Source organism: Enterococcus pallens ATCC BAA-351 (assembly GCF_000407485.1).
Taxonomy (GTDB): Bacteria; Bacillota; Bacilli; order Lactobacillales; family Enterococcaceae; genus Enterococcus_A; species Enterococcus_A pallens.
The window spans coordinates 74,659-98,276 of record NZ_ASWD01000001.1 but is presented as its reverse complement, the minus strand read 5'-3'; the positions used below and the strand labels follow the sequence as shown (position 1 = coordinate 98,276).

Below are 23,618 nucleotides of genomic sequence, written 5' to 3'. Positions count from 1 at the left end.
TGCTGAGCCAATAACAAAGCAGCCTAAAATTTATTGCTTGAATCGGCTTGACTTAAAGTACACTTTAACTAGTATACTAAGTAAAACAAAAAAGGAGACTTATCATGACAAAACAAGCTAGACCTCCCCAAACGATCACCATCGGACCAGAAGCTTTTCAACCATCAGACCAGACCTCTCTTTATTGGCTGGGCAATTCTGGACTTTTACTAAATAGTCGCGGCTACTGTATGATGGTGGACCCCGTTTTAGAAGGCTTCGATCTACCCTTATTAATTGATTTGCCCATCTCCGCTGAAGATGTACCAGCTTTAGACAGCTTGCTGTTAACACATTCTGACAATGATCACTATAGTCTGCCCACATTGAAAAAACTCCTGCCAGTCACTGAAGCAGTTCATGCACCTCATTATGTAGCTGAACTGGTTCGGGAAAGATTTCAGTATCCGGCGAAGGGACATGGAATTCATGAAACCGTCACTGATGGTTCCGTGGAAATTACCTTAACCCCCGCCGACCATCTTTGGCAGAATGCCCGAAAAAAAGCGGCGCGTGTCTTCCAGCAAGAAGATTTCTGCGGCTTCTGGATCAGCACACCAGACGGCAGTCTTTGGATTCCTGGAGATTCCCGCCTGTTGCCAGAGCAGCTGGAAATGCCGCAGCCAGACGCCATTTTATTTGATTTTTCCGATAACGAATGGCATATCGGATTTGACAATGCTGTGCTTTTAGCTAACACATACCCTGCTGCTGATCTGATTTTATCCCACTGGGGAACGGTCGATGCTCCTGAAATGAATGTATTCAATGGGGATCCGCAAGCGCTTTTCGGTAAAGTAACCAACCCTGAGCGGATACAATTACTAGCAGCTGGTGAAGCTTTTCAACTAAGCAATCATTAAAAAAGAGCCTTCACAAACTGTGAAGGCTCCAACCGCTTACGCCACCGTCGCTTGAACCGAACTATTCTTAGCCGTCTTGAAAATGGCTGAACCAATCTCAATTGCTGTTACCAGCACAATGATCCCGCAAATAACCATTTGGATCGTCAAGGTATCACCGATTGAAATATAATGCAGCACATCCCCGGTTGACCAGTCTCGCTCCTGCAAGCGGCTAATCAGCTGTGGACTGAAGATATCCTGTTGCATGAATAAAAAGATCCAAAGTACCGCCGAAATTACATTATCAATGATTACCCATATGCAGACCCGCGAGTTCCAGCGACGCTGAGTAATCTTTTGTACACTAGAAATCACAGTTAAAATAACGACAATTACCATTATTGGTACTACCTTCATAGCAAAGCTGTCACTGAAAACAGGTACACTAATTGCCGAAGACCCATTGCCAATGGCCACAAATGGTGCAAAGCCTAAACCCATTAAAGCTAACCAGCCGCAGAAGAAAAAGGACGCAATCATTTCACCGATTGGATCAGACAGTGGAATGATTTCTCCTGCTTGAGGCTTCGGCAGTTCTTCTAGCTCCCACTCATCTTTCTTTTTGTCACTAATCATGCCGGTACGTTCGGCAATCACATAGCCTACCGTTACCCAAATCAAGGTTTGCATCGCAGCGGAGACCCCACTACTAATCCCTTGACTAATAATCATTTGAAAAACTTCACTAATCTGAATGCTGGTCATTTGGAAGGCTTCAATCCCTGCAGTCACAACCCCAATTACGACAGCAATCACGGTAATAATCGGTACCAGCACCTTCAGCATCCGTATATAACTATCGTAAACCTTCGGAGAAATCAAGTATCGTGGATTCTGACGATACTCTTCCGCCAAATCAGCAGGCGACCCCATATCCTTCAATACTTGTTTAATCTCTGCTTCTGTCGGCTCGTCTGACAACATATCATAAATACTGCTTTTTAATTCCCGTTCAACCTCTGCCCGTTCTTTTTCCGGCAAGCGTCCCACGACTGCGGCAACGTACCGATCCACCCAATTTTCCATACCCTATTCCCCCAAGTAAATTTGTGTGATGCTTTCCTGCATCCTCTTCCATTCCTTCAATAACTCCCGACTAATGGTAACACCCTCTGGACTAACCGTATAATACTTGCGGGGTCGACTCTCCGTTGTATCCCAATCGCTAGTCAACAGTCCCTGCTTTTCTAGTCTTCTCAATAAGGGATACAATGTATTGGCCTCAATCTCAATGCCCTTTTCCTGCATTTCCTGCAGCAGTGCATACCCGTAATACGGTTCCTTCAAACTACCTAAAACCGCCAACACCAAGCTGCCTCGCTTCATTTCAGTGATGTAACTTTGAACAAGATCCTTTTCTGGCATACTCATCACCTCTTCATACATATTATACTGTACGTCACACATTATAGTCAATAATAAATCATTGTAAATTTCAGCTTGTTTGATTTGACAAGCCACCATTTCTTTCCTTTATGATACAATCAATAATAGAAAACTAACGAAGGGAGAAGCGCTGAATGAAAGATTATCAATGGTACAGTGATCAATGGGGAAAACCTACCAAGGATGATGATATGCTTTTTCTGCTTTTGACCATCGGTGTCTTTCAGGCTGGGCTTAGCTGGAAGGTAGCTGCAGGTAAAAAAGAGAGCTTTATGCGGAATTTTTGCGAGATGGATTTCCGCAAGGTAGCTGCACTTTTTCCAGACGATGCAGAGCGGATCGCCAAGGACCCCGAGATGATCCGCAACCCGCGAAAAATCAAGGCGGTCATTCAAAACGCACGGGCGATTGTTCGACTACTGGACGACTATGACAGCTTTGCGGATTATTTGTGGGATTTTGTCGGCGGTGTTCCGGTTGTTAAGCAGTACGAAACCCAAGATCAGGTCACCAATACCTTACCGGAAGCAACAACAATTGCGAAAGATATGAAAAAGCGAGGCTTTACTTTTGTAGGCCCTGTAGTTACCTGCATGTTTTTGAAGGCGGCTGGAGTGATTCAGGATCAGGTGTTGGATCGGTGAATGAATGAAAATAGTATAAACTCACTTAGTATAAGTTGGTTTATACTATTTTTTTACAAAAAATCTCCCACAAAACAACCTGAGTCGTCTTATGGGAGAATTAATACTTATTTCGTCTCTAAATCATGCATGAATAATCCGCTCAACAGCTTTGGTTCAAACCAGGTCGATTTTGGTGGCATAATTTTGCCAGCATCGGCTACTGATAATAGATCAGACATGGCTGTTGGATACATGGAGAAAGCCAATTGCCAATCCCCCGAATCAACTAATTTTTCTAATTCTTCGGTACCGCGAATGCCGCCGATAAAGTCAATGCGTTTATCCGTGCGAACATCCTTGACATCGAAAATTTGATCAAAGACATAGTTTTGTAGAAGTGAAACATCCAAGCGTTCCACTGGATCATTGGTAACTTTTTCCGGCTTGACAGTTAACGTGTACCAGTCGTTGTTCAAATACATTTGAACTTGGCCCACTGCTACTGGTTTCTTCACGCCGCTTTTTTCAACAGTGAAGTTTTCAGCTAGCTGATCAAAGAAGTCTGCTGGCGGAGCGACCTTCAACACACGGTTGTATTCCCAAATTGCCAACTCATCATCAGGAAAAATGATCGACAAGAAATTGCTGCTTTCAGGACTTTCCTGGCCGTTTTTGCGTTTTTCCAAACCAACCTTCACCGCTGATTCAGTTCGGTGGTGACCATCGGCAATATACAAAGCAGTCACTTTATTAAATGCTTGCTCCAATTGTTCAATCACCGCAGCTTCATCAATCACCCAAACCTTATGAGTCACCTCATGATAACTGGTGAAATCATAAACCGGTGTATGGTCAGCTTTCCAGTTCTTCAATAAGCCTTGAATTGTCTCATCCGAACGATAGCTCAAGAAAATTGGGCTAGTATTGGCATCACAAGCCTTAATGTGATTAATGCGATCCACTTCTTTTTCCGGACGTGTAAATTCATGCTTTTTGATTTTTCCAGCTACGTAATCGTCAATTGAGGTACAAGCCACCAGACCCGTTTGGCTGCGGCCGTCCATGATTAATTCATACAGGTAGTAAAAATTATCGGCTTCTTTTTTCAGCCATCCTTCTTTTAAGAAAGCAGCTAAATTATCAGCAGCTTTTTGATAAACCTGGGGATCATACGGTGATAAATCCGTTGGCAAATCAATTTCAGCTTTGTCAATATGAAAGAAGCTGTAAGGATTGCCTTCTGCTAAATCCTTTGCTTCTGCCGAATTCACGACATCGTAAGGTAAAGCAGCTACTTTATCCGCTAAATCTTCAGCAGGACGAATGGCTTTAAAGGGATGAACTTCCACCATTAATAGCCCACCTCCTGATTTTTGATTGTCCGTACGCGAATGATGCCTTCATTTTCAGAAAGCTTGTCAGCAATCGCTTGGATTTTTTCAGGATTGGTTTCGTCCACATCCACCAAGGTGTAGGCATGGTCATCTTGTCCACGATTCACCATATTGGCAATGTTGATATCTAATGAAGCAATGTCAGAAGCGATTTGTCCCAACATGTTTGGTACATTTTTGTTAATAATCGTAATCCGGTACGGTGCATGGAAGGCCATTTCTACTGTTGGGAAGTTAACTGAACGTTTGATAATCCCCGTTTCCAAGAAGCGCTTCAAGCCGCGAGCGGCCATTTTGGCACAATTGATTTCGGCTTCTTCGGTTGAAGCACCTAAATGCGGCAATACCGTAATTTTGTCATTGTGCAATAATTTTTCTTCAGCAAAATCAGTGGTAAAACCTGCGATCTTGCCTCCGTTAACTGCTGCTAAAACAGCATCGGTATCAACGATTTCACCGCGAGAGAAGTTGAACAATTTCGCTGTGTTCTTCATTTGGGTCAATTCATCCGCACCGATTAGATGTTTCGTAGTATCCATCAAAGGAACGTGAACCGTAATGAAGTCGCAGTTTGCCAATACCTCTTTGATGTCTGTTGCACGGCGCACCCGACGAGAAATGCTCCAAGCTGTATCCACTGATACGTATGGATCATAGCCAGTAACTTCCATCCCTAAACGGTAAGCATCGTTAGCGATCATGGCACCGATTGCTCCTAGACCGATCACACCTAATTTTTTACCTTCTAATTCAGTTCCGGCAAATTGTTTCTTCTGTGCTTCAGCCTGTTCCTCCACATCGTCGCCGCTTAAGGTTTGCACCCATTGAATCCCTTGAACCATCGGACGGACCGACAATAGTAAGCTGGCGATAACCAATTCCTTCACTGCATTTGCATTGGCACCGGGTGTATTAAAAACCACGATCCCTTTTTCCGTGCATTCCTTAACCGGAATATTGTTGGTTCCAGCACCAGCACGAGCAACAGCTAAAACAGACTCAGGAAACTCATAGTCATGCAGCTTTTGGCTGCGCAAAATAATGCCGTCTGGTGTTTCGCTTTCGTTAATGCGGTAATTTTCTTTATCAAAACGCTGCATACCTTCTGGCGCAATCGCGTTAAAAGTCTTAATATGAAACATTTATTTTCCCCCGTTTTCCTGTTCGAATTTTTCCATAAAGTCAATCAAAGCATCCACACCTGCTGCTGGGAAGGCATTGTACAAGCTCGCCCGCATCCCGCCAACAGAACGGTGACCCTTCAAGTTTTCAAAGCCGGCAGCCAAAGCTTCCGCATTGAATTTCTTGTCTAGCTCTGCATCACCTGTCACAAATGGAATGTTGGTAATGGAACGTGCTTCTTTCACTACCGGACTTTGGAACAAGTCAGATTGATCAATGGCGTCGTATAAGCGCCCTGCTTTCTCTTGATCCTGTTTTGTGATTCCAGCAACGCCGTCTTGTTCTTTGACCCATTCGAACACCAATTTCGCCATGTAAATCGCAAAGGTTGGTGGTGTATTGTAAAGAGAATTGTTATCGGCTTGAATCTTGTAATCCAGCATTGGTGAAGCAATCTTTGCATCGCCAATTAAGTCTTCACGGATAATTACAACGGTTAATCCGGCTGGTCCAATGTTTTTTTGTGCTCCGGCATAAATGACACCGAAGTCTTCTACTTTATAGTCATTTGCTAAAATATTTGATGACATATCTGCCACAATCGGCACATCACCACAATCAGGAATCGTTTGGAAAGCTGTTCCTTCAATCGTATTGTTGGTAGTAATGTGGACATACGCAGCCGATTGGTCGATTTCCTTTGGTAATTCCGGAATATAATTAAAGTTATCATTTTCACATGCAGCGATAACTTCTACTTCCACATTGTCCAATGCTTTTGCGGCACTGATAGCTTTTTTAGACCAAGAACCAGTGTTTACATACAAAGCTTTCTTCCCTTGTGCTAAATTTAACGGCACCATTGTAAATTGCAAGCTTGCGCCACCTTGTAAAAACAATACCTTGTAGTTATCAGGAATCGCCATTAAATCCCGTAATAGGCTTTCAGCATCGGCAATAATATCTTCAAACCAGGAGGAACGATGACTCAACTCCATCACCGACATGCCACTGCCTTTGTAATCCAGCAGTTCGGATTGTGCTTTCTCCAACACGGCTTTTGGTAATACGGCTGGTCCAGCAGAAAAATTGTAAATTGTCATTCTTGTTCGCTCCTTCTTCTTTTTTAAACTTTTTCATCCCGCGATTTTCAATGTCAGAAAAACTGGCATCAATCGTAAGATGTGAAGACAATTATAACAGATACTTTAAAATGATAAAAGTCTAATTTTAAGATAAGACGTCTATAATTTGAATTTATCCTAGAAATTTTCATTTTTACTTTCAATTCAAACAAAAAAACAGTATCTAAGGACTAGACCTGTTTGTTGTAATCGGATTCACATATAATAGAAGAAACTCGGATATTTTTAGGCGACTATTCCTTTAGATAGCAAAATGATTGCGGGGCAGTCTTTATGCCATAGTCCGTTAATTCACGCGGTTCGTGATAGCTGACATATTTTTTAATCAGGATTCCATAGCCTGTTTCACGCCCCTGAAAATAGGTATCACAGCTTTCTTTAGTATCAGCTGACAAATCTTTCGTTTTCTGCCAAAGCTTATCGGGACGGTCTTGAATAATTGTCGCTATTTCAAATTCACCGACAATTTTTCCGCAAGGTTTGGTAGCGTAAACCACCACGATAGAAACATCGCTTCGTTTGAAAAGACTTTTTCGATATTCGACTCGTTTCGAACCATCAGCAATTTCAGCCACATACTCTGGTTTGATGGACAATAACACCTTCAACCAATCCACCTCCTTCACTTTTTTCTTCTATCTAATAATAGCACGATTAGAAAACGAGCTAAAATTAAACAAGCAATTGCAAAACAGTACTTTACATCCCTAAATTAAGGGACATAAAGCACTGTTTTGCAGTTTATACTATTCAATTTCACCCCTAATTAGCAAAAATTGGAAAATTCAACTGCTGATAGGTGGCATTTAAATACAAACTAATCAGAATATAGGCGACTAGAAAAAACAGCAAAAGAAAAAAATGACCATTCTCGACCTTACGATCCTTAATATAGGATTTTAAAGCCAAAATTAAAAAGATAAACTGCGTTAAGATGATACCACCTAACGTTATCAGGATAAAACTGTCTTGGTAGGGCAAGAAATTTCTCATAGGGAATCTGTCCTTCTGTATTGTTCTACCTTTTATTTTAGTCTATGTCGACTATTGGGGCAAGGCTTAGCCTAATAAAGAAAATAAAGTAAAATAGATAAAAAATTGACCCCTAGTTAATTTAGCCCACTGAAACTTGATTAACACTCCCTTGCTCTCTGTCCATGCTTCCCTGTACACTTAAGATAAGGAAAACATCCAAAGGGAGGGCATTTACATGACGATTGATCAAATTCTTCGTGTGAAAATAGCAGAAAATAGGTTAAAACAAAAGGATATCGCCGAAAGATTAGGAGTCACTACAGCTGCTGTAAGCAAATGGGTAAATGGGATATCCTACCCTGATATTACGCTGCTTCCTGCTTTAGCTCGGTTATTGAAGACAGATGTAAACACCCTGCTTTGCTTCCATGAAGAACTCTCTCAGCAGGAAGTCGCTGATTTTGTTAACCAGTTAAGTCACACGGGTAAAACGCTTGGCATGGAATCGGCCTTTCAACAAGCCAAAGAAAAGCTTCAGCACTATCCTACGTGTCATTTATTGCTGCTGAATGCAGCAATTGTCATGGATGGTTTGTCTTTTATGTATGAAACCACCATCAATCCCGATCATTTAGCTGAAATTGAAGACTGGTACACCCGCGCCGCTGAAAGCGATGAGCCTGACATTGGCAATCAAGCCACAGCCCAACTAATCGGGCGCTATCTGCGACGAGAGGATTACGAAAAGGCTCAAGCATTACTGGACAGCCTCCCTGCTGCTCCCAGCTTTGATCGCGAACAAATTCAAGCAACCCTGTATGCGCAGCAGGGAGATTGGCCGGCAGCTGCTAAACTGACAGAAATAACTATTTTGAAGGATGCTGCCACCATTCAAAACGCGCTGCAGCTACTGGCTGAAGCTGCGATTAGAGAAAATAATTCCGCAGCTCTAGATCATATTGTTAAGGTTGGTGAACAATTTGCTCAGCTGATGGCTTCCCATCCCTTAAGTGTTCTAAGCCTGCGTTTGAAGCAAGCGATCTATTATGAAAATCAAGAGGTATTTCTGCAAACCTTTAGGGAAATTTTCCAGATGCTACAGGAGCCTTGGTCGCATGAGGACTCTTTGCTCTATCGTCATCTGCCGAACAAAGAATTAGATCCGCGCTTCAGTCAAACCATGACGATAAAAATTCATGACGATTTGGAAAATCCGGAAAATCACGAATTTGATTTTGTCAGAGATCATCCAGCCTTCCAGGAATTGATTGCCGATTTCAAAAATACGTACACTGAATAGCAGTTAGAAAGGCGAGTTCCGAAAAAGAACTCGCCTAGTTTTTATATTAGACTGTTGCAGTCAGACGTTTACTCATGAAATAATGGGTTTCATTTTCCAAGGGATGGTTATCAATCTGGCCACTGATTTCATAACCATGCTTTAAATAGAAATTTGGTGCATTAAAGCTCATAGTTTCCAGCAAAATCAAGCTGCAGCTCTTCTCCAGTGCAATAGCTTCCATTTGTTGCAACAGCTGACTGCCTACACCGTTGCCGCGAGTGGCATCGTCTACGTAAAAAAGTTCGATTCGTAAATAATTCCAATGGATTTCACCAACAATTCGACCTAAAACTTCCCCCTCTTCTTCGTAAACAAAACTAATTTCCTTGAAATCATATTGCGTTAATGCCGGCACCTTTTTAATCGTGTATTGGTCCAGCTGTTTAATCGTCAAGTCCTTATTTGCTTGGTATTCTTCCATTTTAATTGCCATGCTTCGTTTTCCTCCAATTTTTGGACAAAAAAATAACTGGATAAGAATTATCTTATCCAGCAATCTTTGCCCTCCGACTAATAGTACATAGTCTAACAGAAGAAGCTTCAATGTCAAGCCTTCGTTGCCAAATAGCTGCGAAGCTCTTCACCAATGCCCTGCAAATGTTCCGTTGTAAAGGTTTGTGATAATTTATAGCCGACAAAATAAGGCGAGGTCACAAATCTTGGTGTGATTTTGGCGATTAGTCGGCCCGCTCTTTCGTAGAAAAAGAGATTAAAGCTGTCACAGCGGCCGCGATAATAGTCATTTAAAATAAATTGTACGATATCCTGTATCGTATCTGCCAATACATCCAATTCAGCCGCCTCATCGGCTGGCACGGAGGCATTAATTTCCAAAAAGCCCATCACTGGCTCTGTCGAAAAATTGATCGCCAGCTGATTTTTAGTCAACACTTCGATGCCTTCAAAGTTTTCCGGTATCAGATTTTCTTCGCCATCCAATTGCTCTAAACCGACTACCTGCATATGGGCATGCTGGAGACTGCCGCCAGATTGCGGGCCGTGGTTTTTGTAAAATAAGACGGAACGATACTTTGGATCATGTTTAATCTGCTGCCAGCAATCAATGGCAAAGCGCATCAAATCACGGTTGTACTGACGACTATAATTCGTCATATCCGCATCATGATCCTTCGTCTCAATGATAATCGTCTGCAGCGTATTCTCCAAGGTAGCATACTTGTTCAGCACCCACATAAAATCGCCAGCTTCGGTTAGTATATTTTCTTTATCCTTGTAATCGCAAAACGGACAGCCATTTTTCTCAGCTGACATATGCTGAGGCTTGCCCTGAGCGGCTACATGGGAAAAAATCAACGGTTGTTGATGATTCAAGTTTTCCATTTAGTGAACGTTCCCTTCTCTTTTTTTATCATCATATACTTGATTAGCCAGCGCTTCAAGCTGTTTGTGCTGAATTTGCCAGAAGAAGTTAGGCTGAGGAATGATAGCACCAGCAGGCTCAGCCCATGGGTCACTAAAATAACTAAAATAAACTGGAGCATTCCAGTCTGTGGTAGAACCCTGTCAATTATTGCGATAGCATATGGATGGATAAAATAATACTGATTGCCGAGACTCTTCCACCTAGTCACTGGTGCAGCAAATGATCCTTTTAGCGCCCAAAGAAAAAGATAGAAACTGACTGGTAGGAGCATCACCAGGAAATTCATGTCCAAATAATCGGTTTTAAACAACAGAAGCCCTTCTGCTAGTAATCCAATCGTGCTTATTGTTAAACCCCACAAATGCTGTTCCTTGGTTAACTTGGTCCGAAAATCACTAATCAAAAAACCTAGCGTCACAAAAATACACAAGAACAATAAACCATTTCTCGTTGTGACAAAAAACTGCAAATAATAGTCAATCAAAGTCCTGATGAATAAACCATTATCAAGCAAACCATGATAAGTCTCCAGACAGCCAAATAAATAAAGAACGCCGAAGCCCATCAACAGCACCCGATAAGAATATCGGCGAACAAGCCGCCGTACCAGCCACAAAGAAAAAATCAAAGCAGGCATATACCATAAATGATAAAAAGTTCCCACATAGAATAACCCCACCAGTAAAGCCATTGGATATAGATAAATCGGCAGGGTCATATTTTGTTGAATCCATTGCACGCCTAAAGGCAGAAAAACCAGGCTCCAAATCAAGTAGTTTTTTGCCAAAGAATATAAATAGCTCGAAAAATACTCTGGCTGAGTCCGGCTTTTCTCCCGAACAAAAAAAGCCGTCGATACCGCAAAGAAAGGGACCGCTACTCGGCAAAAAATGTTTTTAATTACATAATTAAACAATGGATCTTCCAGAATCGGTCCGCAATGGACACAAATCACTAGTACAGCCGCAATATATTGCACGACTTGAATCCGATTCATTCCTGTTTTTTCAACCGCAGCCTCCATCTCCATCCCTCTTTTCAGCTTAATACGTTTAATGCTAAGCAATAAAGAGCAAGAAGAGCTCAAGACAATTGTCAAGAATTTATCAAGTTGTCATAAAGGATTTTAGCAAGCCCCTCGCCATGTTAAAATAACTGTAGAAGTATTTTTCTGGTTATAAGGAGGGACGATATGCGACTATTAATTATTGATGACGATCAGACAATTTGCCAGCTGCTGCAGCAAGTATTTGAAGAAAAGAACTGGATAACCCAAATCGCAGCGGATGGCTTGACTGCCCTCAATCTTTTGAAAAAAGAAAGCTTTGATTTGATTTTTTTAGATTTAAGCCTGCCCTTTAAAAGCGGCGATACGGTGTTAATTGAACTGCGTAAATTTTCAGCCATTCCGGTAATCGTGATCTCGGCCAAAGAGCTTGTAACCACTAAGGTTGATTTATTGAAAATCGGTGCCGATGATTACATCACTAAGCCCTTTGATATTGACGAAGTTGCTGCTCGTGCAGAGGCCGTCCTGCGCAGAAATCCAGCCTGGACGGCAGAAAATGAACAGAAGCGGTTTAAAAACTTAACCCTTCATTCGACTGAACAAACCGTTTTAGTCAACCAGCAAGAGGTGCTCCTAACCTCCACCGAGTTTAATATCCTGCAGTTGCTGATGGAACATCCAACAAAGGTCTACTCAAAGCGCAACATTTTTGAGAGCGTTTGGAAGGAGCCCTACCACGATGATGGGCATACCATCAATGTTCACGTCAGTGCGCTGCGCACCAAGCTGAATCAAGCCGATCCACAAACAGATTACATTGAAACGGTCTGGGGAGTTGGCTATCGTTTGTCCAAAAAAATACCCGCTAAGGAGCTAACATGAGAAGAATCGTAGTAGAGGTCCAACAACTCAACAAAACCTTTGGCCGACAACTAGTGCTAAAAAATCTCACCTTCTCTTTAGAACAAGGCAAAATTTACGGCTTAATCGGACTAAACGGTGCAGGTAAAACGACTTTAATGAATAGTTTAGCTGGCTTAGTCAAAACCGATAGCGGGATGATTCAACTGTTTGGCAGCTCTACTCCTAAAGAATTGGTTCAGCAGCGAGAGAAGGTTGGCAGCTTAATCGGTTCACCAGCAATTCATCCTAATCTAACTGCCTATGAAAATCTGAACTTAACCCGAATTTCTCGCGGCATTCCTAACAAGGAATTAATTGAGCAGACCTTATTAGCGGTAAACTTGGACCCCACGTCTAAGAAACGAGTGAAGCATTACTCCCTAGGCATGAAACAGCGTTTAGGAATTGCCAATGCTTTGTTTGGGAACCCCGCTTTTTTGATGTTGGATGAGCCTACCAATGGACTTGATCCAATTAGTCTGGTAGAAATTCGCCAGCTGCTGCTGAAGGCTAACCAAGAAAAGAATATCACCATGCTCATCAGCAGTAACACCCTAAGTGAACTGGATCAGCTGGCCACCGACTATTTGATCCTGCATAAAGGACAGATCATTGAACAAATTACCCAACAGGAGCTGCAAGACAAATGTCGACGGCACTTGGCTTTACAGGTGGATGAGCTTGCTCAAGCCTTGCCGATTATCGAGCAGAAGCTGCAAATTTCTAATTATATCGTCATGCCTGATGGAACCTTAAAGCTCTATGAAGGCTTGGAGAATTTGAATCGGATATTTACCTGCTTGGCGGATCATCAGATTCAAATCCTTAATGTCACAATGATGGATGACAGCTTAGAAAACTATTTTGTAGATCGTATGAAGGAGCCTTTACTATGACTAACTTGATCCGTGTCGAATTTCGCCGAATCTTTCAGCTGCGGCTTCTCCCCCTATTGGTGCTTTTAGCCTGCTTTTTTTCTTATGCTTTACTGGATAAGTTTTTCCAATCTGCCAATCAGGCCCGACCACTTTTGATTTCAGGTCGGCTGGCGGTGCAAACAGAATTTCATTTGATTAATACCATTTACGGTCCAGTAATTTTAGCTGCCAGCTTTCTAGGCTCTGACTTCACACAACGAACCCTTTACCAACATTTGGCCAATGGACATTCACGGATACAGCTGGTTTTGGCCAAATCACTGATTTATTCTATCGTTGGATCAGTCTTATTGCTGCTGACCCCATTTATTACGATAGCTACAGTTACCTTGGTAAATGGTTGGGGCACGACGTTCAACCTGATGGAATTGCAGTATGTACTAAGAGTTTTTAGTCTAGCCTTTCTCTTAAATGCGGCATCCATCAGAGCCTTTGTCTTTATCAGCTTTATTTGCCAGGATGTTCAAAAAACCTTGATGTGCTCAACCATTTTTGCAGTAGTTTATACGAATATGTCCGAAGTTTTAGGAACGATTTCTTCACAATTCCAGCTGCTCTATACCTACTTGTCCTCCCAGCAGCTGCAAATCATTGCCCAAAGACACGTTTCCCTACCTGCAATCCTTTTGGCTCTAGTTATCTCGATAGTCACGTGGGGAGCCTTTACTGCAGGGTCGATCTATGTCTTTGAGAAACAAGACTTAACTTAGAAAGGAGCAGACATCATGAATTTACTAGTAATTATTTTGCTAATTCTTTGCTTAGTACTAAGCTTCTTACTCCTTTCTTTGCGAAAAAATATCCGTCACATCGATCAGCAGCTGCAGCAGCTAGAGCCCGAAACCAACCAGCTGATCACAGTGGATCTGAATGATTCTTCCATTAACAGTCTAGTCCAAACGATTAATCAAAAAATCATGGAACAGAAAAATAATCAGTTGGCCTTGCTGCATAGCGAGCAGGAATTAAAAGAAACCATTGCCAATGTTTCTCATGATTTGCGTACCCCTTTGACTGCTATTATCGGCTATACCCAGCTGCTGGAAAAAGGCGATCCTTCCTCTCAGCAGCTGGCGTATATTCACACAATTTTAGAAAAGAACCTTTACTTAAAAGACCTGATCCATTCCTTTTTTGAGCTTTCCTATTACGAATCACAGAATTTGGCGATTGCAACCAAGCAGATAGATATTAGTGCCTTACTGATCGACGAAATTTTGAAGGAGGCTGAAGCTTTTGAAACGCGAGGGATTCAATTAGAGTTGGCTATTCCAGAGGGCATTTATTTGACCACCGACGAAAAAATGTTTACTCGAATCCTGCAGAATCTATTGGCGAATGTCTTAGCTCATGGAGAAAAACAGCTGTCAATTCAACTGATTCAGGATAATGTAACCAAGCTGATTGTCGGTAACAGCTATGATCCCTCCATTCAACTAGACCCTACTAGACTGTTCGATCGTTTTTATGTCTCTGACACAGCTCGAGGAAATAAAGGAAATGGACTCGGTCTAGCGATTGTTAAATTATTGACGGAGAAATTAGATGGGACAGTTGAAGCTAATGTTACTGAGGACTATTTTGTGATTCATCTGCGGTTTCCGAGGTAGTGTGTCGTTTTGTTATTAAATTTTTTCTTTAATTAAAAAAGCATCTCTGTAATCAGACCAGCTGACTGTAGAGATGTTTTTCGTTGAATATGCAAAGTGTTTTCTCTTATCATTAACCTAAAGTACAAAAATTGCCTAATTTATGGCTGAGTAACTATTTAACTCCTCTAATTGCTGTGAGCTCTCCATCCAGTAATCATAAAAAGCACTGCTTAATTTATATCCTCTTCCCCATAAAGTAATGATAGTTTCACCTCTAATCCCATGCAGTTCAAATTTGTTCTTCAGCTTGTTAATCAGACAGGACAACTGACTCATGTTAGAGGAAGTGCTGCCATCCTGCCATAAATAGTTGCACAGTTCTTGCCGAGATAAGACGTTGTTAGCTGAATAGGCTTGAATTAAATAGTCAAAAACACGCTTTTCTGTTTTGGAAAGACTCTTCATTAATAGCTTCAAGTTATTCGATGCCGTTTCTTCACCTGGAGTTGGGAAATTCACAATCTGATTTCCCAGTTGTGCTTCCTGATTCATTCGCAGCTGAAGTTCATTCATCTTTTCTCGTAAAAGCTCGTAGCTAGTGTCCTGAGTGATCCAATCCACTATTCCCTGCTCCTGCCAATAGCTTTGTTCCTCCTCATTAGGCATGATTTCCACCCTACGCAAAATAAGTGAGGATTGCTTCTTTAACAGTTGCAAAATCTGCTCTGCTTCTGAGTTGCACAGACTTTCACTCAAGACAATCCACTGGAAATAAGAAAGAAAAGGACTGAGGGTCCCTTTCTTTAAGCGATTGAATAAATCCGTGGAACAGAAAACTTCATTATTCATTCGCTGGAATTTACGAATCAGCGATTCTTCTGCCAAAAAGTTTTTCGTTAAAATAAGTACATGTTGCATCGCATACACCTTCTCGTTAGATTTTTGGTATCTTCTTCTGTTTTATTGTCGGCTTTGTCTCGGTCTCTTCGGTATCAACTAATACATTCCATAAAATGACTAAGGTGACAACCACACAGATAACCACTTGAATCCATAGCTGATCAAAATAAGTTTCGGCTAGCTTAATACTGAAAATTGCCAGCAGGAAGCAAACCACTAAAATGATCGCTAACTGCACTTGTTTTAGCTCTTGTTGAATTCGATACGCCGTTTCAATCGGTACCCGTTTTTGTTGAGCGACTTGACGAACGGAATTTTTCTCTACCAACAACCAAATGATTTCCCGATAAAGCTTGCGTGCCTCTGGTTCCTTGCTGAATAGAGAATAAGCCTCTTTACTGCGTTCCCTTTCTCTCCCTGCTTTGACCAATATCGGGTGCAGCAAGCGATCATTACGTAAAGACCAACGAAAAAGCTGACGCCATTCGTCAATGGTTAGCTGAGGCAGTGTTAATATGTCCAATGTTACTTCCAGGGCTTCCAACTGATCCAGACAGTTTAACAGCTGGCGGTAGTCTCTTGAGATTGCTTCCCATGAGGCGATGACTAAATGATCACCTGACTGAGCAAAGTTCAGCAAAGCCTGAAATTCACTAGTAGGAGAATACAAGGCTTCTACCTCCTGTGCACCATCAGAAAAAAGCTCATCAATCGGATAATCCTCCAGCATATCCAATTGTTGGGTCAGTTGATACCCCCGTGCATAGCCAAGATTCATCGTATCCTTCCTCTTTCTATTGGTTTTTTTCGCCTGCTAGTACTTGCTTGCTGCCGGTTTCGCAGCAGCCGAGCAAGCTGGACTTGCAAGTCCCTTTGACTTCGCGTTAATGAGAACAGCAAATAGCTTTGGACCAATACAATGAGGCCTAACATTAGTAATAATAGATAAACCATGCTCTCTCCTGCCTCTTTCGTCTATTGCGTTTTAATTTTTCCTAGATTGTTTTTCTTATAATCCCAGCTGTACGGGGCTGGTCCGTCTTGCTTCAGCTTGGGTTTTAGATAAATCGTAATAAAATACTCTTCGTCAGTATAAAGAGCGTCTCGCTGAAAGATTAGTGAGGCACGATTGCTGTCTGCTTCATTTTTCCCACTATGACTTGCTCCATTTGGATCTTCGCTTCCTATGGTTAAATAGTTCCCCACCACTTCATAGTATTCTGGAACCACTAATTGAAGCGCCAATTCATCTAAAGGACTGTCCATATGATCTACATTCACAGCAATCGTTTCAAAGGCTGGATTATCGGAATTCTTTCCTGACGAAATAGACGTTTGCCGTAGCTGGTCAGGATTTTCTTGGGTTCCTGATACACCATCATAATCATTGGTGACCAATCTCAAATAGCCTTCTTCCGGAACGACTAACTGATCAGAATCAGCTACAATAGCTTGTCGTACGTGGAGCAAAATATCTCCAGTCAAAGTAACATCTATTCCGCCCAAAGTAGGTTTGGTCATCCCTGATTGATGGTTGCCATCCACCGCTCCATCCCACTCATAACGAATCATAGCTGTTCCATCTGGTGGACTTGAATCTATTAGACCAGGACGGGCAGCCGAATGGATAGCATCAAGATTAACCACCTGCAGTTTCTCAGGATTCGTGGTTTTGTCTGCCAATACAGGTAATTCGGCTGATGTTTCGTGAGTATTATCGTAATAGTTATATACGCGAATATTACTTCGGTTCAAAACATCTGCTGCAGTCTGTGTCGTTCTTAGACGAAACGGTAAAGAATAATCATCCCCATAATAGACGACTCCGTTCGTATCCGCAGGTGTCGATGCGGGATTTGTCTCACTATTAGGCAAAGTATTTTTCGTAGTAACAAAAACCCAAACACGATTTTTGATCTCAATACCGTTTTCCGGTTGATAGACTACATCCACTGGATAAGGCTTTCCAACAGTGGCTTCTTGTAAAACTTTTAGTTGATCCGCATCCACTGTGACTTTTGACGAAAGCTTGCTGGAATCCGTTCCATCTTCATCTAAACCATTTCCTTGGTCACCAATACTCTTCTCATGATCGGTTAAGTTCCAGGCCATCGTTTTAGCCAATTCCTTAAATTTATCCGCATTAGGAATAGCTGCATTAATTCCATTTAAAGGAATATGGAAGTTTTGTGCATCTAATGCATAGTTGTTATCCTTATCAATAATGGTCTCTTCTCCGGTTTTATTCACCCAACGAGAAGTAGTGCTCGGCTGATTTTGAGAGTCAGTAACAAAGTAAGTAACCAGTTGCGGCCCTGTGATGGAGCTATTGAAGCCTAGCTTCTCCCATTCAATCGCCGCCGAAAGATTTTTAGGATTTCGATTAATTCTCTTTTCTAGCCATTCCTGTCTTTCAGCAGGCGTAGCAGCGATATTTGTACTTTGACTGTCCATATTATCAAAAACCTTAATAGACGAATCATCCGCTAAAGTCCCTGTTTTAGACCCTGTAATTAACCAATTGTCTAATAGGGTCCAGCCATACTTATTCGTTTCAGTTTTTTTAATTTCTGGATCATCAATTGATACAGTGATTGCTTTGGATGGCGAAATTATCGGTGAATAGTCTTCGTCTTTTCTTACACTTCCAAAAAATAGATCTCTATTCGAAACATTTGGCAAGTGTGTTTTCCAACCAGTTTTAGGCGTATTTGAGAAAGTTTTACTATTGGTACTGCCATACATGAAATAGCGATTTGTACCATTGTTTGCAATTAATCCTCCTACAATCACCTCCGCATCCGCATTGATGAAATTCGCACTGCTTACAGAATAATCCTTATTCATCGTCCCCATCACAACACCTGGACCATTCACATAGCCTGAGAAATCATCCTCCATTCTTTGAACACTGCCAAAGAAATCAAATTCAGAATTATACTCTGCATTGGGATTCCTTAGAATTGACAGGTCCGTTCCTATGGGAAATTTTCTCAATACAGTTTCTGTTCCATCACTCGTGTTGATGCTAACTAGCTGATTGTTCGTTGCGCTCTTTTCCAAAGCTACTAGATTATTTGCGTCACTCAACTCCTCTTGTAATCGATAAGATCCATTTAGCACATCCTTTGACCATTGGAAAGTGCCTGAGGAGTCAAACTTTATAATGTGTTGAGAAGGTGTTATTTGCGAAACATCCGTTAATTGATGATAGATCCACCCATGCATCAAAATTCCACCATCAGCTGTTTTAGTAACCTGAGTTCCTTGAAAGCCAACATTTCCTTTGGTTACATTCGTGACGGTACTATTTAACTGATTAAGTGAAGGAAAGCTTAAATTACTATTCTCTAAAACGGCACCAGTCTGATTATTTAAACGTAATAAGCTATACTTTGGCTTATAAGTGGCTTCTTGTCCTAATGGCACATTGGAATTCCCTGTATACCAGGTATCATTGTTCACAATGTCCTTCCTAAAGAAAAGTCTTACGGAATTTGGCGGAACAGGGTACGTACTTGTACTAAAATTGCCGACTATATAGGAAGCTGATGATGGCGTAAGATTTTCATCAAGGGTTACCCGTCTTAGCTTTTCATTTTTTTCCTTTGGAGAGTACCCTTGGAACCATAGGGATACCTTGCCGCTTTCTACTAATAAGGCTCCCCCGTCTACTGCTGATCGATAATCCGCCTTGGTATTGTTACTTGTTGTGAAAAAGTTTTCACCACTTGCAACATTGTATATTTTTAATATTTCTCCATCATCATTCGTTTTAACCAAGTATTTTTGGAAAGCACTTGGTTTTCCATTTTGAGAGTACCAATCATTTCTAAAATTAATTGCCATTATCCAATTTCCATCACTTGTTCTTTGGACCGAATCGAAGCTCAAGCCTGATTGTTCTGAATAGCTTTCCAAATTTTCTCTAGTTAAGGCACCGGCAATTTTTTCTCCCTGAACAAAATTCTGATAGCTGGGATTATCAATTAATGCTTGCTCTTTAAGTTTGAGCGCATCTACAGGAATTTCAAATTCATGCGCTCCTCCCTCGTCTAATTTAATTTTATTCGTTGGATGTGCCGAGACGGCTTCTCTTTTATTATGCAAGCTGTTAATTCCCATCACTGAACCCATACTGATTAACACAGCAAACAAGATTACTCCTGCAATTCGTTTTATTTTCCTGTGATTATACTGCTGATAGATTTCTCTCTTTTTTTTCATTGACTGTTTGGATTCCTCCTTACAAAACTCATCAAATCAATGCTTTACCCATAAAGCATTCACCTCATAAGTGTTGATTTAGCTATAAAGGACATAGCATCCTATGTCCTTATCATTATTTTTCAACCTTCGTTTTTAAGGCATCATCTACTGCCTTTAACGATGCGCTTGTTGGAATCTTTCCTTGCCACCAGGCATCGCGATAAGTAAATTCTGCACAATTTATTGTTTCAACCTTTAAATAGATAGAAAATTCAGTTTGATGGTACTGCTGGGTTAAGCCGTCTGATAATTTGATCGATTTAAACAAATAACTGGTGGATTTCTTCGGTGCTACAGCCTCTTTGACGTAATAGTAATACCCATCACCGCCGGCCTGCCAATCTGTTGTTGTCATATTCTCTAATTCAAGATCCTTACCAATTACCAATGGCAAAACTTGTTTATTTGTATCTCCCTCAATTGAGGCTCGAACTTCAGGCAGGATCATCACCCGAACAAACTGGTTAATCGTTCCCGTGTTCTTCACCGACACTTCTTTTTTTACACTCTGATTCTTTGCTATTTCAGTGATGTTGTCATCGAAAATTTCTACTAAACTAGTTTCTACTTGTCCTATCTGGAAATCATTGGCTTTTTTATCGGTGGCTGTCATTGCTGCATAAACAAAATAACTTCCGCTTATTAACAAGAAAACGCAGCCGGTCAGAGCAAGGAAATAAAATAAATGCTGCCGTTGTTTTCTTTGCATCTTTTACTCATTCCTCTCTGTTCAGTTCCCATGATCTAGCTTCGATTGATAGAGGGTATAGGCATAATCATTATTAGTAAGCGACCAATCTGAGAGCAGCTCTTTGGTTAAATCATGTGCCTCCAGCTCTGATGTCAACCGGTATAAAGCTCCCTTGTACTGATTGGTATAAGCTGAATTTAATGAAACGCTGTCTAACAAATTAGGCGTAACTTCTTTTGGTTGAAGGACCTCCGAATAATAAAAATAGCCCTTCTCGTAATACCAATACTGCTTATCGCTTGCTGCAGGCGGGTTTTCTTTGTCAAAAAAGCTTTCCTGCTTCAAAATTTAACTCAATTGCCGGTAACGGTCCTGTTCTTGTCCCTTTGTAAGAATATGTCTGATCCAATAAGGCAACAGCTGCTTTGTAGTGGGTATTGGCACTGACCTCATAGGTATTTCCAACAGCCCAGGTTTCCGTTTTCTTCACATCAATTGCTGTTGCACTTGGCGAGCCATAGACCTTCAAATTTCCGTTACCATTATTAGCGGTATCGTGCTTATCCGTTACATCCGTTTCAAAGCCTACAAAAAATTCTTTCAAAGAAATACGCACAATTGCTGGCATTTCTCCCGTATTTCGTACACGAATATTTTTTTCCTTTGTTGTTCCCGGTGACCAGTGAAACACCTGATCGAAGTCTTCCTCCACAATGGCGGATAGCCTTCGTTGATTAGCATCCGTTCGATTGACTCGTTCATCTGCCGAAGTCAGCCAAGCATAAGTACTGCCCACTACCAGCAGCAAACTCAATACCAGAGAGAAACAGGCGAACAGTCCCTTACTGCGAACAAAGGTCCGAAGCAAGTGGCGACGTTTTTCCTTTTGATTCATTCCTGCTCCTCCTCTCGGCGTTTTTTCCATAAAAATAAGACAATTAAAATCAATAACAAACCAGTCAAGAAAAGATAAACCAGTTCTTCACCCGTTTGCGGCAGCAGCTTTCGATTAGAAGGTTTTCCCGGTGGCGAGCTGCTTGAACTTTCTACAGATGACTCGGTTGTAGAGGATTTTGTCGGTTGATCCTTCGTCCCTACAAAGGTCCACATAAACTCTAAGGTACTCTTTGCTTTTAGATTCTCATTGGTTAGGGTGGGGTCCATCGTAAAAGTCGCCTTCAGCACTTTATCAGTTCCATACCTGCAAATGCCTAATTCTAGCGGTGTTTTACTCCAATCTCGACTTCCATCCCCTAATAACGGTCCTTGATAAATTTCCTTGCCATCTAAAACGAGTTTTAACGTAATATGGTTTTTCCAATCCACGGAACCACTGGATTTAATTTCCTCTACCAGCAGTCCTAACGAAAAAGGAGTCTCCAAATCCAAGCTGCGAATCGTGATTTCCTTTTCGTATGCTTCTCCTGGGAGAATGCCTGCCAGATCAATGTAGTATTCTCCCTCAGAAGTAGCATAGAGTCCATCAGAATCCCCAATTACCAGACCAGGAGGAAGTGTTTTTGCTGCCTCAACAGTTAGAGAGCTGCTAAATAAGGCAAAAAGACTGAATATTCCAATGAGTATTTTACGTATATTCACCTACTCCCCCCTCGCCCAATCACGGTACAATTAAATGCCAGCGACTAATTTTGTTACAATAGCCAGAGTATCTCCAGTTGGTTTAGAGCCTCCTCCTAAATTCCAGCCAGCACTATCTGTTAATGCAGCTTCGGTTGCTTGTACAGCTTCCATTTTTACCACAAGATCAAATGAAGCATTGGTGTATTCAACGCCTAGAGCACTTTCAAAAACTAATTTCTTCAGTAGGTCTGGCGTAGTTTCACCCGACTTCAAAGGAACTGTGTAGTAGAACCAACCGTCTTCTGCATTGTAAACCCATTTTTTATCTGCTAATGTTGCAACGTCAGTAATATCTGTACCATAGCCAACACGGATATGACTTTTACCTAGCCCATTAGTATCGGCTTCTAGACCATAATTAGTAGATGACGCAATTGGTTTTTGGTCAGCCGTCGTAGCAGGTGTTGGCCCAGGAATTGTAGCACTCGCTCCCAAACCTTCTGCAGTCGTTGTATAGTTGTAGTTCACGCTGTAGCGTAGGCCTTTTGTTCCTAGCAAAGCGTTGCCTGTATTATTTCCACTTTCATCTGGCAAAGTGGATTTTGCCCAATTGGCTACTGTATTTTTATACCCATCCTTGTAATACGCATATTTCACATTTGATAGCGTGTACTCCCATGCAGTTCCATCATTACTGCCTTTTTCATCAGTTACCGCAATATCATAAGTCATGGCTTGATATTTATTCTTTGTTGCATCGTATCCCGCATCGCCAGGATTTTTTCCTGTATTGGATGGATCGGTGTAGTATTCGTGGATAATCTTTGTTTCAAGGTTATTGCTGACAGATCCAGTTAATGGATCGACTACTTTTCCACCCTTAGCCAGCAATTTCACATTCGTGTCTTGAGAAGTTAAACCGGTCACTTGACTAGCAGGAACAATCCGGTAGCCATCATTGAACATTGACGCCGCATTGGCATTTACTGGCATATTTTTTCCTAAGCCGGAATCATTGGCTACATAGACATATTTAGCTCCAGCATCGGTAACAGCACCATACTCAATGCTGCCCTTTCCTGCTAAATGCTTCAGCACTTCCTCATAAGAAATCCGAACAAATACATTGGCGTTCCCCGTATTGGAAACAGATACTTCCTTCTTGGCTTCAGTTCCGGCAACTAGCGGCATAGGCTCCCATTGTTCCTTCAGCACCACGCTGTCATCATTAACCGCAGCGGACTCTGCCCGGTTGATCCGTTGATCTTGAGCCGTAATCCAGGCAAATGTCCCGGAGATGGCTGCGATTAATGCTAGAGCTGCTGCTGCAGCCATCAGCTTTTTCTTTTTGCTGTTCTTCTTCATTTTTTTCCTCCTATAGGTTCTTTTTTATATAAACACTTGTAGTTAACAAGCG

Annotated in this window: 23 protein-coding genes and 1 pseudogene; 7 read left to right on the top strand and 17 right to left on the bottom strand. The window is 41.6% G+C overall.

The features are described 5' to 3' along the window. Nucleotides 1-104 precede the first annotated feature (104 nt). Nucleotides 105-902 (top strand): MBL fold metallo-hydrolase, encoded by a 798-nt coding sequence (locus I588_RS00470; RefSeq protein WP_010756956.1) that lies wholly within the window; start codon nt 105-107, stop codon nt 900-902. 36 nt (nt 903-938) lie between these two features. On the opposite strand, the gene I588_RS00465 is transcribed toward I588_RS00470, so the two are convergent. Both I588_RS00465 and I588_RS00460 read right to left on the bottom strand, forming a co-directional pair. Continuing rightward, complete coding sequence (locus I588_RS00465; protein WP_010756955.1) at nt 939-1,970, bottom strand: HAAS signaling domain-containing protein; 1,032 nt, start codon at nt 1,968-1,970, stop codon at nt 939-941. Nucleotides 1,971-1,973: 3 nt separating this feature from the next. Then, complete coding sequence (locus I588_RS00460; protein ID WP_034693475.1) at nt 1,974-2,309, bottom strand: PadR family transcriptional regulator; 336 nt, start codon at nt 2,307-2,309, stop codon at nt 1,974-1,976. 155 nt (nt 2,310-2,464) lie between these two features. Between I588_RS00460 and I588_RS00455 the strand changes: the two genes are divergently transcribed. Beyond that, complete coding sequence (locus tag I588_RS00455; protein ID WP_010756953.1) at nt 2,465-2,974, top strand: DNA-3-methyladenine glycosylase I; 510 nt, start codon at nt 2,465-2,467, stop codon at nt 2,972-2,974. Between the two features lie 107 nt (nt 2,975-3,081). Here I588_RS00455 and I588_RS00450 read toward each other — a convergent pair whose 3' ends face one another. The 5 genes from I588_RS00450 to I588_RS00430 all read right to left on the bottom strand — a co-directional run bounded on the left by I588_RS00450 (nt 3,082) and on the right by I588_RS00430 (nt 7,610). Next, nucleotides 3,082-4,308, bottom strand: a complete 1,227-nt coding sequence (locus I588_RS00450; protein ID WP_010756952.1) for a DUF1015 domain-containing protein — start codon at nt 4,306-4,308, stop codon at nt 3,082-3,084. After that, complete coding sequence (locus tag I588_RS00445; RefSeq protein ID WP_010756951.1) at nt 4,308-5,492, bottom strand: phosphoglycerate dehydrogenase; 1,185 nt, start codon at nt 5,490-5,492, stop codon at nt 4,308-4,310. The genes I588_RS00450 and I588_RS00445 overlap by 1 nt, the downstream gene beginning before the upstream one ends. Then, the gene (gene serC / locus I588_RS00440) at nt 5,493-6,575 is read right to left on the bottom strand and encodes a 3-phosphoserine/phosphohydroxythreonine transaminase (protein WP_010756950.1); all 1,083 of its coding nucleotides are present in this window, start codon (nt 6,573-6,575) and stop codon (nt 5,493-5,495) included. It abuts the gene before it with no gap. A 275-nt stretch (nt 6,576-6,850) separates the two neighbouring features. Further along, nucleotides 6,851-7,225, bottom strand: coding sequence for an ASCH domain-containing protein (locus I588_RS00435; RefSeq protein WP_010756949.1), 375 nt, complete (start codon nt 7,223-7,225; stop codon nt 6,851-6,853). A 154-nt stretch (nt 7,226-7,379) separates the two neighbouring features. Then, entirely contained in the window at nt 7,380-7,610 is a 231-nt protein-coding gene (locus I588_RS00430; protein ID WP_010756948.1) for a hypothetical protein, read from the bottom strand. Between the two features lie 217 nt (nt 7,611-7,827). On the opposite strand from I588_RS00430, the gene I588_RS00425 reads away from it, so the two are divergent. Then, nucleotides 7,828-8,892 carry a helix-turn-helix domain-containing protein gene (locus I588_RS00425; protein ID WP_010756947.1) on the top strand — a complete coding sequence of 355 codons (1,065 nt, stop codon included), beginning with the start codon at nt 7,828-7,830 and terminating at the stop codon, nt 8,890-8,892. Between the two features lie 46 nt (nt 8,893-8,938). Here the strand turns inward: I588_RS00425 and I588_RS00420 are convergent, their stop codons facing one another. From I588_RS00420 to I588_RS00410, 3 genes are all read right to left on the bottom strand, one after another. After that, on the bottom strand, nt 8,939-9,367 hold the full coding sequence (locus I588_RS00420; protein WP_010756946.1) for a GNAT family N-acetyltransferase: 429 nt from the start codon (nt 9,365-9,367) through the stop codon (nt 8,939-8,941). 113 nt (nt 9,368-9,480) lie between these two features. Further along, on the bottom strand, nt 9,481-10,275 hold the full coding sequence (locus I588_RS00415) for a DUF4931 domain-containing protein (protein ID WP_010756945.1): 795 nt from the start codon (nt 10,273-10,275) through the stop codon (nt 9,481-9,483). Continuing rightward, a complete protein-coding gene (locus I588_RS00410) occupies nt 10,263-11,342 on the bottom strand; it encodes an acyltransferase family protein (protein ID WP_010756944.1) in 1,080 nt (359 codons plus the stop codon). Before I588_RS00410 ends, I588_RS00415 begins: the two co-directional genes overlap by 13 nt. 168 nt (nt 11,343-11,510) lie before the next feature. Between I588_RS00410 and I588_RS00405 the strand changes: the two genes are divergently transcribed. From I588_RS00405 to I588_RS00390, 4 genes are read left to right on the top strand one after another with little or no spacing between them, the layout of a single operon-like run. Then, nucleotides 11,511-12,209 carry a response regulator transcription factor gene (locus I588_RS00405; protein WP_010756943.1) on the top strand — a complete coding sequence of 233 codons (699 nt, stop codon included), beginning with the start codon at nt 11,511-11,513 and terminating at the stop codon, nt 12,207-12,209. After that, the gene (locus tag I588_RS00400) at nt 12,206-13,126 is read left to right on the top strand and encodes an ATP-binding cassette domain-containing protein (RefSeq protein ID WP_010756942.1); all 921 of its coding nucleotides are present in this window, start codon (nt 12,206-12,208) and stop codon (nt 13,124-13,126) included. Before I588_RS00405 ends, I588_RS00400 begins: the two co-directional genes overlap by 4 nt. Continuing rightward, complete coding sequence (locus I588_RS00395; RefSeq protein ID WP_010756941.1) at nt 13,123-13,878, top strand: ABC transporter permease subunit; 756 nt, start codon at nt 13,123-13,125, stop codon at nt 13,876-13,878. The genes I588_RS00400 and I588_RS00395 overlap by 4 nt, the downstream gene beginning before the upstream one ends. 15 nt (nt 13,879-13,893) lie before the next feature. After that, nucleotides 13,894-14,778, top strand: a complete 885-nt coding sequence (locus I588_RS00390) for a sensor histidine kinase (protein ID WP_010756940.1) — start codon at nt 13,894-13,896, stop codon at nt 14,776-14,778. A gap of 135 nt (nt 14,779-14,913) precedes the next feature. On the opposite strand, the gene I588_RS00385 is transcribed toward I588_RS00390, so the two are convergent. The 7 genes and pseudogenes from I588_RS00385 to I588_RS00355 form a co-directional block, all read right to left on the bottom strand. Further along, the gene (locus tag I588_RS00385) at nt 14,914-15,678 is read right to left on the bottom strand and encodes a helix-turn-helix domain-containing protein (RefSeq protein WP_010756939.1); all 765 of its coding nucleotides are present in this window, start codon (nt 15,676-15,678) and stop codon (nt 14,914-14,916) included. 16 nt (nt 15,679-15,694) lie between these two features. Continuing rightward, nucleotides 15,695-16,438, bottom strand: coding sequence for a recombinase family protein (locus I588_RS00380; protein ID WP_010756938.1), 744 nt, complete (start codon nt 16,436-16,438; stop codon nt 15,695-15,697). Nucleotides 16,439-16,635: 197 nt separating this feature from the next. Next, nucleotides 16,636-19,887 carry a hypothetical protein gene (locus tag I588_RS26280; protein ID WP_010756936.1) on the bottom strand — a complete coding sequence of 1,084 codons (3,252 nt, stop codon included), beginning with the start codon at nt 19,885-19,887 and terminating at the stop codon, nt 16,636-16,638. Between the two features lie 115 nt (nt 19,888-20,002). Next, nucleotides 20,003-20,638, bottom strand: a complete 636-nt coding sequence (locus I588_RS00370; protein ID WP_010756935.1) for a hypothetical protein — start codon at nt 20,636-20,638, stop codon at nt 20,003-20,005. A gap of 21 nt (nt 20,639-20,659) precedes the next feature. Then, nucleotides 20,660-21,515 (bottom strand): annotated as a pseudogene (locus I588_RS00365) (BsaA family SipW-dependent biofilm matrix protein). Beyond that, a complete protein-coding gene (locus I588_RS00360) occupies nt 21,512-22,219 on the bottom strand; it encodes an EF2685/EF0750 family sortase-dependent surface protein (RefSeq protein ID WP_010756932.1) in 708 nt (235 codons plus the stop codon). The pseudogene I588_RS00365 and the gene I588_RS00360 overlap by 4 nt, the downstream one beginning before the upstream one ends. 30 nt (nt 22,220-22,249) lie before the next feature. Continuing rightward, entirely contained in the window at nt 22,250-23,566 is a 1,317-nt protein-coding gene (locus I588_RS00355) for a hypothetical protein (protein WP_010756931.1), read from the bottom strand. Between the last annotated feature and the right edge of the window lie 52 nt (nt 23,567-23,618).

Bases quoted from the DNA above. Each gene is read 5' to 3' on its own strand.
- I588_RS00450 (WP_010756952.1), bottom strand. From the start codon at position 4,308: ATGGTGGAAGTTCATCCCTTTAAAGCCATTCGTCCTGCTGAAGATTTA.
- I588_RS00455 (WP_010756953.1), top strand. From the start codon at position 2,465: ATGAAAGATTATCAATGGTACAGTGATCAATGGGGAAAACCTACCAAG.
- I588_RS00425 (WP_010756947.1), top strand. From the start codon at position 7,828: ATGACGATTGATCAAATTCTTCGTGTGAAAATAGCAGAAAATAGGTTA.
- I588_RS26280 (WP_010756936.1), bottom strand. From the start codon at position 19,887: ATGAAAAAAAAGAGAGAAATCTATCAGCAGTATAATCACAGGAAAATA.
- I588_RS00430 (WP_010756948.1), bottom strand. From the start codon at position 7,610: ATGAGAAATTTCTTGCCCTACCAAGACAGTTTTATCCTGATAACGTTA.
- I588_RS00385 (WP_010756939.1), bottom strand. From the start codon at position 15,678: ATGCAACATGTACTTATTTTAACGAAAAACTTTTTGGCAGAAGAATCG.
- I588_RS00460 (WP_034693475.1), bottom strand. From the start codon at position 2,309: ATGCCAGAAAAGGATCTTGTTCAAAGTTACATCACTGAAATGAAGCGA.
- I588_RS00420 (WP_010756946.1), bottom strand. From the start codon at position 9,367: ATGGCAATTAAAATGGAAGAATACCAAGCAAATAAGGACTTGACGATT.
- I588_RS00410 (WP_010756944.1), bottom strand. From the start codon at position 11,342: ATGGAGGCTGCGGTTGAAAAAACAGGAATGAATCGGATTCAAGTCGTG.
- I588_RS00390 (WP_010756940.1), top strand. From the start codon at position 13,894: ATGAATTTACTAGTAATTATTTTGCTAATTCTTTGCTTAGTACTAAGC.
- I588_RS00355 (WP_010756931.1), bottom strand. From the start codon at position 23,566: ATGAAGAAGAACAGCAAAAAGAAAAAGCTGATGGCTGCAGCAGCAGCT.
- I588_RS00400 (WP_010756942.1), top strand. From the start codon at position 12,206: ATGAGAAGAATCGTAGTAGAGGTCCAACAACTCAACAAAACCTTTGGC.
- serC (WP_010756950.1), bottom strand. From the start codon at position 6,575: ATGACAATTTACAATTTTTCTGCTGGACCAGCCGTATTACCAAAAGCC.
- I588_RS00370 (WP_010756935.1), bottom strand. From the start codon at position 20,638: ATGCAAAGAAAACAACGGCAGCATTTATTTTATTTCCTTGCTCTGACC.
- I588_RS00445 (WP_010756951.1), bottom strand. From the start codon at position 5,492: ATGTTTCATATTAAGACTTTTAACGCGATTGCGCCAGAAGGTATGCAG.
- I588_RS00405 (WP_010756943.1), top strand. From the start codon at position 11,511: ATGCGACTATTAATTATTGATGACGATCAGACAATTTGCCAGCTGCTG.
- I588_RS00470 (WP_010756956.1), top strand. From the start codon at position 105: ATGACAAAACAAGCTAGACCTCCCCAAACGATCACCATCGGACCAGAA.
- I588_RS00380 (WP_010756938.1), bottom strand. From the start codon at position 16,438: ATGAATCTTGGCTATGCACGGGGGTATCAACTGACCCAACAATTGGAT.
- I588_RS00395 (WP_010756941.1), top strand. From the start codon at position 13,123: ATGACTAACTTGATCCGTGTCGAATTTCGCCGAATCTTTCAGCTGCGG.
- I588_RS00415 (WP_010756945.1), bottom strand. From the start codon at position 10,275: ATGGAAAACTTGAATCATCAACAACCGTTGATTTTTTCCCATGTAGCC.
- I588_RS00465 (WP_010756955.1), bottom strand. From the start codon at position 1,970: ATGGAAAATTGGGTGGATCGGTACGTTGCCGCAGTCGTGGGACGCTTG.